Origin of the sequence: Marinobacterium halophilum (genome assembly GCF_003014615.1) — a bacterium.
Lineage (GTDB): Bacteria > Pseudomonadota > Gammaproteobacteria > Pseudomonadales > Balneatricaceae > Marinobacterium > Marinobacterium halophilum.
On record NZ_PYGI01000009.1, the window covers coordinates 122,950 to 140,472 of the forward strand.

The following is a 17,523-nucleotide window of genomic DNA, read 5'->3' on the forward strand; positions in this document are numbered from 1 at the left end:
AACGCTCTTTCGCTGAGGCAACCCATGCATTGTCCGTTCTGTGGCACCCATGAAACCAAAGTTGTCGATTCTCGACTGGTCGCTGAGGGTCAGCAGATCCGGCGTCGGCGTGAATGCATCAGCTGCCATGAGCGTTTTACCACCTACGAATCTGCCGAATTGTTGATGCCGCGCGTGATCAAGAACGACGGCACCCGCCAGCCTTTTGACGAAGACAAACTGCGTGCCGGTATCCAGCGCGCGCTGGAAAAGCGTCCGATCAGCATCGAAGAGATTGAAGCCTGCATTACCCGCATCAAACAGCGCCTGCGCGCCACCGGTGAGCGTGAGTTGCCTTCGCGTGAAGTCGGCGAAGCGGTGATGGCCGAGTTGCATACATTGGATGAAGTGGCCTATGTGCGCTTTGCATCGGTGTATCGAAGCTTCCAGGATATCAATGAGTTCCGTGACGAGATCGAACGCCTGTCTGGTGCAGCACTTCTCAACCGTGAGCAGGATAAAGATTAAGATGAGCACGGTACCAACTACTGAAGGCTTCAGCGCACAGGACCATCACTGGATGGCGCAGGCGATCCGTCTGGCGCGTCAGGGGCTGTATACGACCGACCCCAATCCGCGGGTGGGTTGTGTCATCGTGGGCGACGGTGAGCAGGTCGGCGAAGGCGCTCATCTGCGTGCGGGTGAACCTCATGCCGAAGTGCATGCGTTGCGTGCTGCCGGTGAGTCAGCACGTGGCGCGACAGCGTATGTCACGCTGGAGCCCTGCAGCCATCATGGCCGCACGCCGCCCTGTGCCGAAGCCCTGGTTAATGCCGGTGTGGCACGCGTGGTTTGTGCGATGCAGGATCCCAATCCGCTGGTGGCCGGTCGTGGTCTGGCGCGGTTGCGCGAGGCCGGTATCGAGGCGGTATCGGGCCTGCTGGAAACCACCGCACGGGCACTGAATCCCGGTTTTATCAGCCGTATGGAACGCGGCCGCCCCTATGTCCGCCTTAAACTGGCGTCTAGTCTGGATGGCCGTACCGCCATGCAGAGCGGTGAATCACAATGGATAACGGGCCCGGCTGCACGGGCTGATGTGCAGCGGTTGCGGGCACGCAGCTCGGCGGTGCTCACCGGTGTGGAAACGGTACTGATCGACAAGGCTTCCTTGACGGTACGGGCCGCCGAGCTTGGGTTGCCGGCAGAACAGGCGGAACAGGCGGCGCTGCGGCAACCGCTGCGGGTTGTACTGGATAGCCAGTTGCGGCTGCCGACAACCGCGCCCATGCTTAGCCTGCCGGGGCGTACCCTGGTGGTGACGGCACAGGCCGAATCCACATCGGCAGCAGTTGCGTTGACAGCGGCTGGCGCGCAAGTGCTGGCGTTGCCTGGTACGGACGGTCGGGTCGATCTAACGGCATTGTTGTCCTGGCTGGCGGAACATGAACACTGTAATGAAGTGCTGATCGAATGCGGTGCAACCCTGGCTGGTACGGCCTTGCGTGCCGGATGGGTCGATGAGCTGGTACTCTATATGGCACCGACCCTGTTGGGCAGTGCGGCACGGCCGCTGTTTGATCTGCCGTTGGAGCAGATGGCGCAGCAGCACCGCCTGCAATTAATCGATACACGCCAGCTCGGTGACGACCTGCGTCTAACCCTGAGCTGCCGGAAAGAGACTGACTGATGTTTACCGGAATCATCGAAGCAGTAGGCAGTATTGCCGATATCCGCATGATCGGCGGCGATATGCGTCTCTATATTCGCACCGGCACGTTGGATCTGGCTGACGTCAAACTCGGTGACAGCATTGCCACCAATGGCGTGTGCCTGACTGCGGTGGAACTGCCCGGTGACGGCTTTATCGCCGATGTGTCGCGGGAAACGCTGGCGCACACCCGGTTTGAATCGTTGCAGGTTGGCGAAGCGGTCAACCTGGAAAAGGCGATGCGCGCGGATACCCGCTTCGGCGGTCACATCGTGACCGGCCATGTGGATGCATTGGGCACTGTAGTCGAGCGCAGCGATGACGCTCGCTCGGTACGCCTGCAGGTGCGCATGCCAGCCTCTATTCAGCGTTATGTGGCCACCAAGGGCTCAATCACCGTGGACGGTGTGAGTCTGACGGTGAATGCGCTGGAGGGCGACAGTTTTCTATTGAATATCGTGCCTCACACGGCACAGGAAACCCTTATCGACAGTTATACAGCCGGGCGTCAGGTGCATCTGGAAGTGGACATTATTGCCCGCTATCTGGAGCGTCTGATGGGCGCTGTACACACGGATGCGCCGTCTGATGGCGATGCGGACGGTGTCACCATGGCGTTACTGGCTAACCACGGATTCATGCGTCGCTGAGGCGACGGGAGAGATTTATGCAGCTGAATACGACTGAAGAACTGATCGAAGATATCCGTCAGGGCAAGATGGTCATTCTGATGGATGACGAGGACCGCGAAAACGAGGGCGATCTGGTGATCGCGGCTCAGTGCGTGCGTCCGGAAGATATTAATTTCATGATCACCCATGCCCGTGGACTGGTCTGCCTGACCCTGAGCCGCGAGCGTTGCGAGCAGCTTAAACTGCCGCTGATGGTGCAGAGCAACGGTGCTGCCTTCTCGACCAACTTTACCCTGTCGATCGAAGCGGCCAAAGGTGTGACGACCGGCATTTCGGCAGCTGACCGTGCGGTGACCATTCATGCCGCAGTGAAGGCCGATGCGGTGCCGGAAGATATCGTCCAGCCGGGTCATATCTTCCCGCTGATGGCCCAGCCCGGCGGTGTACTCAGCCGTGCCGGTCATACGGAAGCCGGTTGTGACATCGCTCGAATGGCCGGTTTCAGCCCGTCTTCGGTGATCGTCGAGATCATCAATGAAGACGGCAGCATGGCGCGCCGTCCGGATCTGGAAAAGTTTGCGGCCAAACACGGCATCAAGATCGGCACCATTGCCGACCTGATCCACTACCGCACCCTCAACGAGCATACCGTAGAGCGTCAGGATGAAGGCACCTTGCAGACAGAGTACGGTGACTTCCGCTACGTAACCTTCCGTGACGAAATTCAGGGCTGTACCCATCTGGCGCTGATGAAGGGCGATGTCACGCCTGAAGAGTCAACGCTGGTGCGCGTTCATATCCGCGATGAAGTGCTGCGTGATGTGGTGGGTGTGCGTCCAGGTGATCAGGTGAAATGGACCATGCGCCGGGCGCTCAAGCGTGTGGCGGATGAGGGCAAGGGCGTGGTGTTGCTGCTCGATTCCGGTCGTCGGGTTGATCTGGGCAACGCCATCGACAACCTGCTCAATGCCGACCGCAGCCGTTCCAAGGTTAACGTCAGTGCTTCCGGTGCCTACCTGACGGTCGGAACCGGCTCACAGATACTGCGTGATCTGGGTGTGCGCAAGATGCGTCTGCTCAGCTCACCGATGAAATTCAATGCGATCTCCGGTTTCGATCTGGAAATCGAAGAATATATTCCCTACGAGGATTGATGGACACGCTTATGACAGTACAAGTATTTGAAGGCGATTTCGTCAGCGCCAACGGTAAATATGCCATCGTAGTCGGCCGCTTCAACGCGTTCGTCGTTGAAAGCCTGCTGGATGGTGCCATTGATGCACTGACCCGCCACGGTGTGGCTGAAGAGAACATCCGCGTTATCCGTGTGCCGGGTGCATTCGAGATTCCGTTGGTGGTCAAGCGTCTGGCACAGCAGCAGAAAGATGATGCGATCATCGCCCTGGGGGCCGTGATTCGTGGTGGTACACCGCATTTCGAATATGTTTCCGGCGAGAGCTCCAAGGGTGTTGCCCAGGTCTCCATGGATTTCGATATTCCGGTCGCTAACGGCATCCTGACCGTTAACTCCATCGAACAAGCCATTGAACGCTCTGGTACCAAGGCTGGTAACAAGGGAGCAGAAGCAGCACTGTCCGCACTGGAAATGGTCAGTCTGCTACGACAGCTTGAGGCCTGAGCATGAACGACACGACTCCGCGTAAAAAGGGCAAGCCGAGCCTGACCGAAATGCGCCGCAACGCCCGCAGCTTTGCGTTGCAGGCACTGTATCAGTGGTCCGTGGCAGGACAGCTGGTCAACGAGATCGAAGCCCAGTTCCGTGTCGACAACGACATGAGCGCGACGGATATCAAGCTGTTCTGTGAACTGCTGCGTGGTGTGACCAGCGGCAGCAAAACACTGGACGAAGCGTACCGTCCGTTTCTGGATCGCCCGTTGGCAGATCTGGACCCGGTCGAGCTGAGCGTACTGCGTATCGGTGCCTACGAACTGATTCATCGGTTGCAGGTACCGTACCGCGTGGCGATCAACGAAAGTGTTGAGCTGGCCAAGGTGTTCGGTGCGACCGAGAGCCACAAGTACGTTAACGGTATTCTCGACAAGCTGGCCCAGCGAGTGCGTGGAGAAGAGATCCGGGCACGGCGTTCAGGCAACTGAAGTTGATGCCGGTTAACCGTGGGCGAATTTGAGCTGATCCGCCGCTGCTTCATGCAGGCAGCGCAGGGTCCGGGAGTGGTCACCGGTATCGGTGACGACTGTGCCGTGCTGCAGGTGCCTGATGGGCAGCAGTTGGTGGTGTCGATCGATACCCTGGTTGAGGGCGTGCATTTTCTGCCCGGTACGGCACCTGAGCAGGTCGCCTGGCGTTTGCTGGGAGCGGCGGTCAGTGATCTGGCCGCTGCTGCCGCAACACCTGCCTGGCTGACGCTGGCGCTGACCCTGCCGCAGGCGGATCCCGTATGGCTGGAACCCTTTGCCGCGGCACTGGCAACCCGTGCCCGCGAACTGGGCATCAGCCTGGTGGGCGGTGATACCACGCGCGGTCCCTGCCTGACCCTGAGTGCTCAGGTTCACGGCTGGGTACCGGCCGGCCAGGCGTTGCTGCGCAGTGGTGCTCGCGCCGGGGATCGCATTCTGGTCTCCGGTACGCTGGGCGACAGCCGTGGCGGACTGGAAACCCTGTTGCAGCCGACCCCATCCAACAGGAATGTGGACTGGCTGCAGCAGCGCTTCTACCGGCCTGAGCCCCGGGTGGAGTTGGCCCGACAGCTGCGTCCGTGGTTGCAGGCCGGGCTGGATATTTCCGACGGTCTGCTGGCTGATCTGCAGCATGTGCTGGATGCATCGGCGGCAGGGGCGGTAGTCGAACGGGATCAGGTGCCCTGTTCGGCCGCGCTGTTGAATAGTTATCCACAACAGGCTCAAGAATGGGCGCTGTCTGGTGGTGAAGATTTTGAACTGTGCCTCGCGGTTGCGCCTGCTGACGTTGCCGCATGCATGGCGGTGGCCGAACGTCTCGGTGTTGCGTTGACCGATATCGGTCGGTTCTGCGCCGAGCCGGGACTGACGGTTGTGACGGCCGATGGCTGTCCGGTTGACGGGCTGGCACGGGGTTATGATCATTTCAAGGAGTCGACATGAACAAGGCACCGGCATCGGTTTGGCGCAACCCGATTCATTTCCTGGCGTTTGGGCTGGGCAGCGGTGCGGCGCCGAAAGCGCCGGGTACTGTTGGTACTTTGGCAGCTGTTCCGCTCTGGTATCTGATGGCCCAAACCACCCTGCCGGTCTATCTGTGCCTGACCCTGATCGCATTTGTGATCGGAATATGGCTCTGTGGTCGTACGTCACGCGATCTGGGTGTGCATGACCACGGCGGTATTGTCTGGGATGAATTTGTTGGTTACTGGATTACCATGATTGCGGTACCGGTGGACTGGGTCTGGGCGCTGCTCGGGTTTGCCCTGTTCCGCCTGTTCGACATCTGGAAGCCCTGGCCGATTGGTCCGGTTGACCGTCGGGTACATGGCGGATTGGGAATCATGCTTGACGATGTGCTGGCCGGTGCTTTTGCCGCGCTGGTGTTGCAGGGCCTGCTGTGGTGGTGGGGTTAACCACCACACCCGGTGCCCGTGAAACGAATCTGTGACAGAGGAACGACCAAGGTGTCAGTACAGTATGTAGCCGATTCACGGCTGCCGACCCCCTGGGGGGTGTTTACCATGGTGGGGTTTGAAGACCCGGCCAACGGCAAGGAACATGTTGCTCTGGTGTTCGGTGATGTGGCCGGCGACGAGCCGGTGCTGGCTCGAATCCACTCCGAGTGTCTGACCGGTGATGCGTTGTTCAGTTTGCGTTGCGACTGCGGTTTTCAGTTGCAGGAGGCGCTCAAACGTATCGCCGAGGCGGGCAAGGGGGTGCTGCTGTATCTGCGTCAGGAAGGCCGTGGCATCGGCTTGCTGAACAAGATCAAAGCGTATCACCTGCAGGATGGCGGTGCCGATACCGTCGAAGCCAATGAACAGCTTGGTTTTGCCGCTGACATGCGCGACTACACCATGTGCGAACCGATGTTGGAACATTTGGGCATCAAGGCGGTGAAGCTGATGACCAATAACCCGCGCAAGGTGGCGGCGCTGGAGAAGTACGGCGTCAACGTCAGTGAACGGGTGCCGCTGCAGGTGGGCAAGAACCGCCACAATGAAGATTACCTGCAGACCAAAATGGGCAAGCTCGGCCATATGATGACCGAACACCATTTCAAGCAAGGTGACGAGTAAACAGCGGGCTTAGCCCTCTGTGTCACCCTGCAGCCGCTGCCGGATCGAAGCCTCGATACCGGCAGCATTCAAACCGCATTCGGCCAGTTGTTCGTCCCGTCCGGCGTGGGCAATCCAGTAATCGGGAATCCCCAATCTCAATACCGGGGTTGTCAGTCCGGCATCCTGAGCATACTCAACCACCGCTGATCCGGCTCCGCCCTGTCGCGCATGGTCCTCGACCGTCACCAGCAGGTCATGTGCGGCCGCCATCCGATTGATCACCGCTGTATCCAGTGGTTTCACGAAGCGCATATCCACCAGCGTGTAATCGTTGGTCTCGGCCACCTGTTGCGTCGCCGCCAGCAATGGGCCGAAGTTGAGTAGCGCAACCTGCTTTCCTGCCCGTAGCGTACGGCTGTTGCCGAGCGTCACTGGTGTGGGGACTTTTGCCTGAGGCAAAGCGGCACTGCCGCGTGGATAACGAACGGCAGCCGGGCCAGGGTGCTGGTAACCCAGGGTCAGCATGGCGTCCAGTTCCTGCTCGTCGGCGGGCGTCATCACCACCATTTCGGGCAGGCAGCGCAGATAGGCGATATCGAAACAGCCGGCGTGGGTGGCGCCATCTTCGCCGACCAGACCGGCGCGGTCGATGGCAATGAGTACGTCCAGCTGCTGGGTCGCGATATCGTGAACGACCTGATCATAGGCCCGCTGCAGAAAGGTGGAATAGATCGCCAGTACCGGTTTCATGCCGCCACAGGCGAGGCCTGCTGCGAGTGTGGCGGCATGTTGTTCGGCGATGGCAACATCGAAATAACGCTCGGGGTAACGCGCGGCAAACGCGACCAGATCCGATCCCTCGCGCATCGCCGGGGTGATGCCGGTCAAACGGTCATCCACCGCAGCAGTGGCGCATAGCCAGCGGCCGAATACATTGCAGTACTTGGGACGTTTGGGGGCACTGGCGGTAGCGTGCGGGCTGACCGGATCGATCTTGGTCAGGGCATGGTAGCCCACCGGGTCGGCCTCGGCAGGGGCGAAACTCTTGCCCTTGCGGGTGATGACATGCAGAAACTGGGGCCCTGAGCGCTGCAGTGCCTGCTCCAGTGCCGGCAGCAGCAGGCTGAAGTCATGGCCATCTACCGGTCCGCTGTAGTGGAAATCCAGGGCTTCAAACAGTGTGCTGGTGACTGTCCCTTCCGCTTTCTGTTTCAGATTGCGGGCCAGGTAGCTGGCCAGACCGCCCTCGTTACGCGAAATCGACATGTCGTTGTCGTTCAGGATAACCAGCAGGTTGGCACCGGTATGGGCAGCGTGATTGAGTGCTTCGAACGCCATGCCAGCGGTCATGGCACCGTCGCCGATTACGGCTATGCTGTGGCGGTCACGGCCCTGCAATCGGTGCGCCAGCGCCATGCCCAGTGCGGCCGAGATCGAAGTGCTGGAGTGGCCGGTGCCAAAGGTATCGAACGGGCTTTCGCTGCGCTTGGGAAAGGGGGAAAGTCCGCCGGCCTGGCGCATGCTCAGCATCTGCTCACGGCGACCGGTGAGAATCTTGTGTGGATAACTCTGGTGGCCTACATCCCAGATCAGGTCATCGTCCGGTGTGTGCAGCAGGTAGTGCAGGGCGATGGTCAGCTCGACAACACCGAGACCGGCACCAAAATGGCCGCCGGTCTGGCCGACGCTGTAGAGCAGAAAAGCGCGCAATTCGCGGGCCAGTTGCGGCAGCTGTGAACGTGACAGCCTGCGCAGTGCCGACGGCTCATTGGCCTGATCCAGCAGTGGCGTGGCTGGACGTTGGGTCGGGATCTGGTGAAATAGCATCAGTGATCACGGTTGACGATGTAATGGGTCAGGGCGATCAGATCGTCCGCATCGTCACCGTAGGTGGACAGTATCCCGATCGCTTCGTCATGCAGCTGCTGCAGGCGTGCGCGGGCACCGTCGAGGCCGAGCAGGGCCGGATAGGTCGGTTTGTTCTGTGCTGCGTCGGAGCCTTGCGGTTTACCCAGGGTAGCGGTATCACCTTCGATATCGAGTAGATCATCCTGGATCTGGAAGGCGAGGCCGATCAGATCACCGTAACGGCGCAGGTCGGGCAGTTTGTCGTCCCCGGCAGTACCGGCGGACAGTGCTCCGAGCTCGACGGCGGCGGTGATCAGCGCGCCGGTCTTGCAGGCGTGCATCGCTTGCAACTGTTCCAGTGTCAGCGGCTTGCCCACATGAGCAAGGTCGAATGCCTGACCGGCGACCATGCCGCGTTCGCCACTGGCGCGGGCAAGCGTGTTGAGCATGCGCAGCTGCAGGGCGGCGGGGTAGCCGTTGATCGGTTCGCTGAGGTGTTCAAAGGCCAGGCATTGCAGCGCATCACCGGCGAGAATGGCGCTGGCCTCATCGAAGGCGATATGACAGGTGGGTTGGCCCCGGCGCAGGTCATCGTCATCCATGGCGGGCAGGTCATCATGCACCAGTGAGTAGCTGTGGATGCACTCGATGGCAACGGCGGCGCGTTTGGTCAACTCATTGGGGAGTTGGCCGGTGCAGAGCTGGTGACTCAGGTACACAAGTGCCGGGCGCAGGCGCTTGCCGCCATTGAGCAAACCGTGGCGCATGGTCTGCTGAAGCCTGGGTTCGATGCTGCCGGCCGTACTAATCAGCTGGTCCAGTTGCTGCTCGACCTGGTTACGGTGCTGCTGCAACAGCTGTGCGAGACGGTTCATGCCGATGGCGCTCCATTGCCTGGGAAATCGGTCACCTCTATTTCGCCGTCCTGTTCGGTCAGCAGCTGCACTTTCTGTTCGGCCTGTTGCAGGATGCCCTGACAGTCGCGGGTCAGTCGAATGCCCTCCTCGAAGGCCTTGAGTGCGTCTTCGATAGGCAGGTCGCCCTGTTCAAGTTGTTCGACCAGCCCTTCAAGCTGTTGCAGGGCCTGTTCAAAGTCCGGTGTTTTCGGTTTGCGTGCCATGGCGGTGTATTGTCTCCTCTAGGCTGCTCACGTTAACCAACCGTGTGATAACGGTCAATCCGGCATCGGGAAAAACCCCGGTAAAGAGGATGAACACCCGTTCTATTCTGGTATTATCGTGGTGGGCAGCGGCTGTATCTTGCCTGTGTATTCGGTCGGAAATTCTATTCAGGAGCGATCAGTGGATCTGGCTACCCTCGTTGGTCTTATCGGGGCCTTTGGTATCATCATCGCGGCTATGGTACTTGGCGGCGATATCGGTGTTTTTGTTAACCCTCCCTCAATCCTGATTGTTGTCGGCGGCACCTTGCTGGTGGTGTTGATGAAGTTCACGCTGGCCCAGTTTCTGGGGTCGGGCAAGGCGATGGTCAAGGCCTTCATGTTCAAGTCAGTGAACCCGGAAGATATTATTGCGGAAACTGTTGATCTGGCCGACGCGGCGCGTAAAGGGGGATTGCTGTCGCTGGAAGACAAGCAGGTCTCGTTGGACTTCATGCAGCGGGGCATTCAGCTGTTGGTGGATGGCCACGATCCGGAGGTGGTCAAGCAGCTGCTGAACAAGGAAGCTCGGCTGACCTACGACCGCCACGATTTCGGCAGCAAGTTGTTCCGAGCCATGGGTGATGTGGCCCCGGCGATGGGCATGATCGGCACCCTGGTGGGCCTGGTACAGATGCTGTCCAACATGTCCGACCCCAAATCGATCGGTCCGGCAATGGCGGTGGCACTGCTGACCACACTGTACGGAGCCATGATCGCCAACATGTTCGCACTGCCGGTGGCTGACAAGCTGGAGGTGCGTCGTGACGAGGAAGCACTCAATCAGGCCCTGGTTATTGACGGTTTGCTGGCCATCCAGGCGGGGCAGAACCCACGTGTAATCGATCAAATGCTGCGCAATTATCTGCCTGAAGGCAAACGCGTCGTTGCCGAAAGCTGAGGGAGTCGGCAATGAGTGACGAGAACGAAGAAAAGTGTAAATGTCCTCCTGCAGGGGCGCCCATGTGGATGGCGACCTTTGCCGACCTGATGTCGCTGTTGATGTGCTTTTTCGTTCTGCTGCTGTCCTTTTCCGAGATGGATGTGCTCAAGTTCAAGCAGCTGGCCGGTTCCATGCGTGAGGCTTTCGGCGTTCAGACCCAGATCAAGGTCGAGGATATTCCCAAGGGGACCTCGATCATTGCTCAGGAGTTCAGCCCTGGACGTCCTGAACCGACGCCGTTGAATGAAGTGCGGCAGATGACGGTCAACAATGACATGAACAGCCTCGATATCCGCTCGCTTGAAGGCGAGGCGCAGGTAGAGGATAAGCTCAAAGGGCTGGAAGAGCTGCGCCGTGAGCAGGAAGCCGAAGCGCGAGAGCAGGCGATTGCAGTGGCGGAGGCATTGTCGGCTGAAATCGGTGAAGGCAGTATCGAGGTGGAAACCGAAGGCACTCGCATCATCATCCGGGTCAAGGAACGTGGTGCCTTTGACTCGGGCTCGGCAGAACTCAAATTTGCCTATATTCCGGTGATTGCCAAGATCCGGGACCTGTTGCTCGATATCAGCGGCAAGGTGGCGATCGAAGGGCATACGGATAACCTGCCCTATGGTGGCCGTCGCTTTGAATCCAACTGGGATCTGTCCGCGGCCAGGGCGCTGTCGGTGGCGCATGAACTGTTTGCCGACCGGCGGATTGATCAATCCCGTTTCAGCATTACCGGATATGCCGAAGCGCGCCCCTTGGGCCCGAACAATACAGCGGCCTTGCGTGCCCGTAACCGCCGCGTCGAAATTGTTATCCAGAAGGGTGATGCCGAGGAGGCACTGGAAAAACTGCAGTCGCGAGAAGAGGGCGATACCGAGGGTGAGCCGATTGACCCGGGTGTTCTGTTCTGAGCATAAAAAAACCGCCTGATGGCGGTTTTTTTACATCGGCCGATTGCAGCGACTTACTTGGCGGCGTCCAGCATGTACTCGATAGCGACTTTCAGTTCAGTATCGGAGCAGTCCATGCAGGTGCCTTTCGGCGGCATGGCATTGATGCCGGTGATGGCAGTGGCCAGCAAGGCGTCGATACCTTTCTCGGCCCGCGGCGCCCAGGCAGCAGCATCACCGAACTTGGGTGCGCCAGCAACGCCGGCAACGTGGCATACCGCACACTTGGTATTGTATACCTCTTCGCCGGAACGCTCGGCCATGGCTGCAGCCGGAGTCAGCAGCATGGTAGCTGCGGCGATCAGCAGTGATTTTTTCATTGCAGGTTTCCTTTGTTTGGTCAGGCTTACACTTGATTATACTCAATACGCTGAGTTTAGGTTTGGTATTGGACAAATGTAAATAGAACGAAGGTGCGGCATGTTGCCGCCCCTCTGTTTACGTTCAGGAAAGTCCTGCGGTTTACCTAGCGTGCGCGCCCAAGGCGCATGGCGAATTCGGCTTGCCCCTGCAGCAGGCGGTCATGGCAGCGTGAGCGTTCCTGCAGGCGATGTTCACGAATGGCCTGCTCAAGTACTTCGTGGGGCACCGCAACCAGGTTGCGGACATCTTCAATGGAGTAACCGCGGTTCAGCAACTGCTTCAGCTGAGCGGTGAGTCGAATCGAACTCATAATGGCATCCTCTTTAGTGTCATGACGCCATTATGAACTGCAGATTGTGACGGTCTGGTGTCAGTTGTGCGCTGTTTTCTTGACGAGGTTGGCACCCATTGCGGCGGCGGCCAGAACTACAAACAGGGAACCGGCGACGGCCAGCAGCTCAGCCATGGTAAAACCGGCAAATACTTCGGGGGTATAACCGCATGACTCCCAGATTTCAAACATCCACGGCCACCACAGCTCTGGAGTAAACCAGGTTGGCAAGCCCGAATCCAGAGAGCAGGCGCTTTCAATCCAGGTACGCTCGGTTGCCAGTGTACGCCAGCTGCGTTCACTGAAGCCCAGTGCAATAATCAAGGTCAGCAGATGACAGCCGGTCTGTGCTTTCGGACAGCGGGGCGTCAGCAGCGCCGCAAGTGCGACCAAAATCAGTGCAAACAACCACAAGCGTATATGGATACAAAGAACACAGGGTCCGTAATCAAGCACGTACTGGAAATAAAGTGCGACACTCTCCGCCAGCAGTGCGCCAATCAGCAAAACCAGCCAATAAATACGTGAGCCCAGCAGCTGCAGAGAGAACATTATCAAGCCTCTTTTAATTATAAATCATATAGTTGCCAGAGTAGCTTTATGCCTGCGGTGGAGCAAGTCTTATGCTGATTGGCGCAGTTGGGGCTTAACAGAAAAGTACTAAAACAGGGCACGATCAGGTCTAATAGCTTACATTTGGTGCATTGTATGCACTAATGTAGTGTTTTATTATTAGTCAGCTTTGTCGCGTCAGAACATATCCAGGTCACCTGCTTTTCGTCAGATCCTGCCTGAATCCAACTGTGACTGCAGAGGGTCTTTGTACCGTCTGCGCGCCGTTCTGACCAATATCCGCTTCATCGTCTGAGGTACTTAATGTCCTATATTCACAACACCATCGCTGGCCTGATGGCCTCGAGCCCTGCACAGACCGAATTTTATCAAGCGGTCGAAGAGGTGCTTGAATCGCTGGAACCATTGTTGGAACAGAGCCCTCACTATAGTGACAATCGTATCATCGAACGCATGGTAGAACCTGAACGTCAGATCATGTTCCGGGTGCCTTGGGTTGATGATCAGGGCAAGGTACAGATCAACAAGGGTTACCGTATCGAGTTCAACTCGGCACTGGGTCCTTACAAGGGCGGACTGCGCTTCCACCCGTCGGTCAATGCTGGCATTATCAAATTCCTTGGTTTTGAACAGATTTTCAAAAATGCACTGACCGGTCTGCCGATCGGCGGTGGCAAGGGCGGTGCCAATTTCGATCCGAAAGGCCGTTCCGACCAGGAAATCATGCGTTTCTGTCAGTCCTACATGACCGAACTCTACCGTCATATCGGTCCGACGACCGACGTGCCGGCCGGTGATATTGGTGTAGGAGCCCGTGAGATCGGCTATATGTTCGGCATGTACAAGCGCCTGACGGGCCGTTACGAAGGTGTCCTGACCGGTAAGGGGCTGCTCTGGGGTGGTTCTCTGGTGCGTAAGGAAGCGACCGGTTACGGTTGTGTCTACTTTGCCGATAACATGCTGAAAGCGCATGCGGACACGCTCAATGGCAAAACCTGCCTGGTGTCCGGTGCCGGTAACGTGGCGATCTACACCATCGAGAAGTTGTACCAGCTGGGCGCACGTCCGGTGACCTGCTCTGATTCCAGTGGCACGTTGTACGATAGCCACGGCATCAATCTGGAAACACTGAAGGTGTTGAAGGAAGAGAAACGCGTCTCCCTGCGTGAATACCTGAACGAATTCCCGCACGCGGAATTCACCCCGACCGAAGCCTATCCGGAAGATGGTCATGCGGTATGGCGTTACAAGGCGGATGCGGCTTTCCCGTGTGCGACTCAGAACGAACTGACCGAAGCCGATGCGCGCGTGCTGCTGGACAATGGTTGCCGCTGTATCAGTGAAGGTGCCAACATGCCGTCAACGCCGGAAGCGGTGGAGTTGTTCATTGCCAACCGTATCCATTACGGGCCGGGCAAGGCGGCAAATGCAGGTGGCGTGGCGACCAGCCAGTTGGAAATGAGCCAGAATGCGAGCATGCAGAACTGGACATTCGAGCAGGTTGATCAGCAGCTGCAGGCGATCATGGCCGATATCTATACTCGCTGCAGCGAGACAGCGAAGGAATTCGACCAGCCCTATAATTTGGTGTTGGGTGCGAATATTGCCGGCTTCCGCCGGGTGGCTGATGCCATGCTGGAGCAGGGCGTAGTCTGATCCTGCACGGTTAAGTCCAAAAAAAGCCCGCATTGTTCTGCGGGCTTTTTTGTTGGCGGCTGGCGGAGATGTCAGTCGGCCTTGACCTGCTCGGTGAACTGGCCGATGGTGGCGACGACGCGTTGAGCTTCTTCACGAATTTCAAGCATGACCGCACCGGTCTTGTTCGCGAGGATCACGCCCTGTTCTATCTGGGCCTGGCTGCTGCGGGTTTCATCGGCGGCATTGGAGGCTAATTGCCGATTCTGTTCGACGACCTGCTTGATCTCTTCAGTGGCCAGGCTGGTGCGTTGTGCCAGGTTGCGTACTTCATCCGCGACCACGGCAAACCCTCGTCCCTGTGAACCGGCACGTGCCGCTTCGATCGCAGCATTAAGGGCGAGGAGATTGGTTTGCTCGGCAATTTCCTGAATGACGGCTACGATGCGGCCGATTTTGCCTGACTGCTCGTTGAGTGCCAGCACTTGGTCAGAGACGGTCTTCAGACGGGTTTCAATGCTACGCACCATTTCGACGGTTTCCTCTACCGCCCGCGCACCATTCACAGCGCTGTTGTCGGTTTCCAGTGCGGTTTCATAGGCAATTTGTGCCGCATCTGATTCTGCGTTGCGGCGCAGGACCTCGGGCGTGATATTGCTGGCAATCTTGATGACGCCAAAGAGCTCACCCAGTGCGTTATACACGGGATTGTAGGTTGCACGTAGCCATACAGCCTGGCCTGACCGGCTTTCCCGTTCAAAAATGTCGGAAATGTATTCGCCCTGATTCAGCCGTTTCCAGAACTGTTTGTAGTCGGTGCTTGCGGTGTAATCGGAAGCGCAGAATAAGCTGTGGTGACGGCCTTCTATTTCGTGTGCTGCATAGCCCATGGTTGTGAGAAAGTTGTCGTTGGCGCGTACCACTTCACCGTCGAGGTTGAATTCGATGACGGCCATTGAGCGGTTGATCGCATTAAGAAAGCTTTTATGCAGCTGTTCGGCCTCAACGGCCTCGGTAATATCCTTGGCCAGCTTGATCACCTTGACGACTCGGCCATTCATGTCGACTACCGGCATGTAGCTGGCTTCAAGCCAGATGCTGTCGCCATTCTTGTTCAGGCGGTTGAAACGGTCGCTGACACTTTTATTTCGGGCCAATTCGCGCCAGAACTGAGTATAGGCGGGGCTTTGGGTCAGGCTGCGTGTGCATAACATGCTGTGATGCTGTCCGATCAGCTCATCTTCACGGTAGCCGCTGGCCTGCTGAAACAAGAGGTTGGCGGTGAGAATCTTGCCATCAGGCGTAAACTCAATCATCGCCATATTGTCGCGGATGGCATCAATCAACTGATGTGCTTCGAACAGCTGTTCCTTGGAGGTCGATAATTCTTGCTTCAGTTTGCGTGCAAACATGTGACACGTCCCGTATTACGGCTATTTTGGGGGAGGCATCTGTGGAAGCTCGGGCAATGAGTGGGGGAAACACCAAAGCACACAGAGTCATATATTAAAATTATTGGTTAATATATGCATTTATTTCGTCATCAAAAGGTGACATACGTCATTGTGAGGTTTGTCGGATCAGTGGCTGTCGCCGATAATATGAGTACCTTGAGCGGGCAAGGTGTGATCGGGCCGCGATCAACGGTTCTCGCTGTCGGCCGCGCGGGCCAGTAACCGGTCCAGCCAACGCGTCGGCAGGACACGGCGCAAATAGCCCAACAAATAGGTTGGCACAGTCACATAGTAGCGTGGCCGTGGGCGCTTGCTTTCCAGTGCATGCTGTAATGCTTTGAACACGGCCTCGGGTGGGAGGGTAAAGCTGGAGTCCTGCTTGTCACCGCCCTCCAGGCGTTTTAGCACCCCGGCGTACACCTGAGCATGCGCGCTGCGTATATAGTTGATATTGCGCTTGAAGGCTGTCAGTGCGTTGTGTCGAAAAGCACTGCTGATTGGCCCGGGTTCGATCAGGCTGATATGGATACCGCTGCCGCGAAGTTCCTGACGGTAGGTATCGGTGATCCCTTCGATAGCGAACTTGGACGCGTTGTAAGCTCCGCGATACTTCATGGCGACGAGACCGAGCACGGAAGAGTTCATGATGATACGGCCGCTGCCCTGCTGGCGCATGATCGGCAATACCCGATTGGTCAGTTCGACCCAGCCAAACACATTGGTTTCAAATTGGGCACGCAATACGCCCCGACTCAAATCTTCCACTGCGCCGGGCTGGCCGTAAGCCCCATTGTTGAACAGCGCATCGAGCCGACCGCCGGTCAGCTCAAGCGCATGGGCGACCCCCCGCTCGATCGATGCCGAGGAGTTCAAATCAAGCACGAAACTTTCCAGCCCCATGGCTTCGAGCGCCACCACATCATCAGGATTACGCACGGTTGCCAGTACACGGTAGCCGGATTCACGCAGCCGGATAGCGCAGTGTTGACCAATGCCGGTAGAGCAGCCGGTAATAAGTATGGATTGCGTCACATTTGCCTCTTTTCAGGACCGTCGATGTTATGCACACCGCAGTGTGACGAATTCAACGATATCAGGATGATGTGGAAACAGGTGCCTCGGACGCCCCCTGTTGGCAATGCCTTGTTGCTCGGGTGTCCCGGTGGACATGGGGATGCTTTACGACTAATACTTCCATTCGATATACGTGATCTGTCCGCTGTTGCTTTGCACTACATACGTGACTTTCTTGATTTCGTATTCGTATATACGCCCGTGTGTGCTGCCTTTCCGCCTGCACGACATGACGGAGGGTTTAGCGCACACTTTGCCCGAGTAGCTTTTTGTTGGTTTTATGTGCTGATGGATTTTTGCGACCGGATCTCCGGTTTTGATCAGGACGCGTCCGTCGTTCAGTCTGAAACCTGCATGTGCATTGCTTGCCAATACGCATGACAATGCCAGCGTTGTGACTGTTGTTTTCAATGTGCTCATTGTTCTTCCCTGATATGCAAACATCCTTTATTGCCGACGACTTCGGCTCATTTGCGCCACTCAATATACAGACCCTGAAAGCGACTGACTACAGGCGTGCGGCCGGGATGCTGAAGGGGTGGTTGCATCTTTTACACCGTTAGCAGTCCGAGTTACCCACGAACAGTAGACACCTTCTATAGTTAGGTTTACCCCTGACGCGGAGGTGTAAGATGGCCAGGAAAAAGTACCAGCACTATA

Annotated in this window: 20 protein-coding genes; 12 read left to right on the plus strand and 8 right to left on the minus strand. The window is 57.6% G+C overall.

From position 1 onward, the window contains the following. Positions 1-24: 24 nt before the first annotated feature. The 9 genes from nrdR to ribA are packed head-to-tail and all read left to right on the plus strand — an operon-like array spanning position 25 to position 6,563. Complete coding sequence (gene nrdR, locus CLV44_RS07955; RefSeq protein WP_106591584.1) at positions 25-507, plus strand: transcriptional regulator NrdR; 483 nt, start codon at positions 25-27, stop codon at positions 505-507. A 1-nt stretch (position 508) separates the two neighbouring features. Beyond that, positions 509-1,669, plus strand: coding sequence for a bifunctional diaminohydroxyphosphoribosylaminopyrimidine deaminase/5-amino-6-(5-phosphoribosylamino)uracil reductase RibD (gene ribD, locus CLV44_RS07960; protein WP_106591585.1), 1,161 nt, complete (start codon positions 509-511; stop codon positions 1,667-1,669). After that, positions 1,669-2,340, plus strand: a complete 672-nt coding sequence (locus CLV44_RS07965) for a riboflavin synthase (protein WP_106591586.1) — start codon at positions 1,669-1,671, stop codon at positions 2,338-2,340. The genes ribD and CLV44_RS07965 overlap by 1 nt, the downstream gene beginning before the upstream one ends. Positions 2,341-2,357: 17 nt before the next feature. After that, a complete protein-coding gene (gene ribBA, locus CLV44_RS07970; RefSeq protein WP_106591587.1) occupies positions 2,358-3,476 on the plus strand; it encodes a bifunctional 3,4-dihydroxy-2-butanone-4-phosphate synthase/GTP cyclohydrolase II in 1,119 nt (372 codons plus the stop codon). A gap of 11 nt (positions 3,477-3,487) precedes the next feature. Continuing rightward, positions 3,488-3,961: a 6,7-dimethyl-8-ribityllumazine synthase gene (gene ribH / locus CLV44_RS07975; RefSeq protein ID WP_106591588.1), complete on the plus strand. Its 474-nt coding sequence runs from the start codon at positions 3,488-3,490 to the stop codon at positions 3,959-3,961. 2 nt (positions 3,962-3,963) lie between these two features. Next, entirely contained in the window at positions 3,964-4,440 is a 477-nt protein-coding gene (gene nusB / locus CLV44_RS07980) for a transcription antitermination factor NusB (protein ID WP_106591589.1), read from the plus strand. 18 nt (positions 4,441-4,458) lie between these two features. Next, positions 4,459-5,424 (plus strand): thiamine-phosphate kinase, encoded by a 966-nt coding sequence (gene thiL, locus CLV44_RS07985; protein WP_245912641.1) that lies wholly within the window; start codon positions 4,459-4,461, stop codon positions 5,422-5,424. Next, positions 5,421-5,897 carry a phosphatidylglycerophosphatase A family protein gene (locus CLV44_RS07990; protein ID WP_106591590.1) on the plus strand — a complete coding sequence of 159 codons (477 nt, stop codon included), beginning with the start codon at positions 5,421-5,423 and terminating at the stop codon, positions 5,895-5,897. The genes thiL and CLV44_RS07990 overlap by 4 nt, the downstream gene beginning before the upstream one ends. A 51-nt stretch (positions 5,898-5,948) precedes the next feature. Further along, the gene (gene ribA, locus CLV44_RS07995; RefSeq protein WP_106591591.1) at positions 5,949-6,563 is read left to right on the plus strand and encodes a GTP cyclohydrolase II; all 615 of its coding nucleotides are present in this window, start codon (positions 5,949-5,951) and stop codon (positions 6,561-6,563) included. A gap of 9 nt (positions 6,564-6,572) precedes the next feature. Here the strand turns inward: ribA and dxs are convergent, their stop codons facing one another. The 3 genes from dxs to CLV44_RS08010 are packed head-to-tail and all read right to left on the minus strand — an operon-like array spanning position 6,573 to position 9,513. After that, positions 6,573-8,372, minus strand: coding sequence for a 1-deoxy-D-xylulose-5-phosphate synthase (gene dxs, locus CLV44_RS08000; RefSeq protein ID WP_106591592.1), 1,800 nt, complete (start codon positions 8,370-8,372; stop codon positions 6,573-6,575). Further along, positions 8,372-9,268 carry a polyprenyl synthetase family protein gene (locus CLV44_RS08005; protein ID WP_106591593.1) on the minus strand — a complete coding sequence of 299 codons (897 nt, stop codon included), beginning with the start codon at positions 9,266-9,268 and terminating at the stop codon, positions 8,372-8,374. Before CLV44_RS08005 ends, dxs begins: the two co-directional genes overlap by 1 nt. After that, complete coding sequence (locus CLV44_RS08010; protein ID WP_106591594.1) at positions 9,265-9,513, minus strand: exodeoxyribonuclease VII small subunit; 249 nt, start codon at positions 9,511-9,513, stop codon at positions 9,265-9,267. Before CLV44_RS08010 ends, CLV44_RS08005 begins: the two co-directional genes overlap by 4 nt. Before the next feature lie 181 nt (positions 9,514-9,694). Here CLV44_RS08010 and pomA point away from each other — a divergent pair, with 181 nt between their 5' ends. Beyond that, positions 9,695-10,453 (plus strand): flagellar motor protein PomA, encoded by a 759-nt coding sequence (gene pomA, locus CLV44_RS08015; RefSeq protein WP_106591595.1) that lies wholly within the window; start codon positions 9,695-9,697, stop codon positions 10,451-10,453. Between the two features lie 11 nt (positions 10,454-10,464). Continuing rightward, positions 10,465-11,394, plus strand: a complete 930-nt coding sequence (locus tag CLV44_RS08020; protein WP_106591596.1) for a flagellar motor protein MotB — start codon at positions 10,465-10,467, stop codon at positions 11,392-11,394. Positions 11,395-11,447: 53 nt separating this feature from the next. On the opposite strand, the gene CLV44_RS08025 is transcribed toward CLV44_RS08020, so the two are convergent. The 3 genes from CLV44_RS08025 to CLV44_RS08035 form a co-directional block, all read right to left on the minus strand. After that, complete coding sequence (locus CLV44_RS08025) at positions 11,448-11,753, minus strand: c-type cytochrome (protein ID WP_106591597.1); 306 nt, start codon at positions 11,751-11,753, stop codon at positions 11,448-11,450. A gap of 146 nt (positions 11,754-11,899) precedes the next feature. Further along, complete coding sequence (locus CLV44_RS08030) at positions 11,900-12,106, minus strand: hypothetical protein (protein WP_106591598.1); 207 nt, start codon at positions 12,104-12,106, stop codon at positions 11,900-11,902. Positions 12,107-12,166: 60 nt separating this feature from the next. Then, complete coding sequence (locus CLV44_RS08035) at positions 12,167-12,679, minus strand: disulfide bond formation protein B (RefSeq protein WP_106591599.1); 513 nt, start codon at positions 12,677-12,679, stop codon at positions 12,167-12,169. A gap of 324 nt (positions 12,680-13,003) precedes the next feature. Between CLV44_RS08035 and gdhA the strand changes: the two genes are divergently transcribed. After that, entirely contained in the window at positions 13,004-14,356 is a 1,353-nt protein-coding gene (gene gdhA / locus CLV44_RS08040; RefSeq protein ID WP_106591600.1) for an NADP-specific glutamate dehydrogenase, read from the plus strand. 71 nt (positions 14,357-14,427) lie between these two features. Here gdhA and CLV44_RS17640 read toward each other — a convergent pair whose 3' ends face one another. Further along, positions 14,428-15,747 (minus strand): methyl-accepting chemotaxis protein, encoded by a 1,320-nt coding sequence (locus CLV44_RS17640; protein ID WP_106591601.1) that lies wholly within the window; start codon positions 15,745-15,747, stop codon positions 14,428-14,430. Positions 15,748-15,975: 228 nt separating this feature from the next. Then, positions 15,976-16,821, minus strand: a complete 846-nt coding sequence (locus CLV44_RS08050; RefSeq protein WP_106591602.1) for an SDR family oxidoreductase — start codon at positions 16,819-16,821, stop codon at positions 15,976-15,978. Positions 16,822-17,523 lie beyond the last annotated feature (702 nt).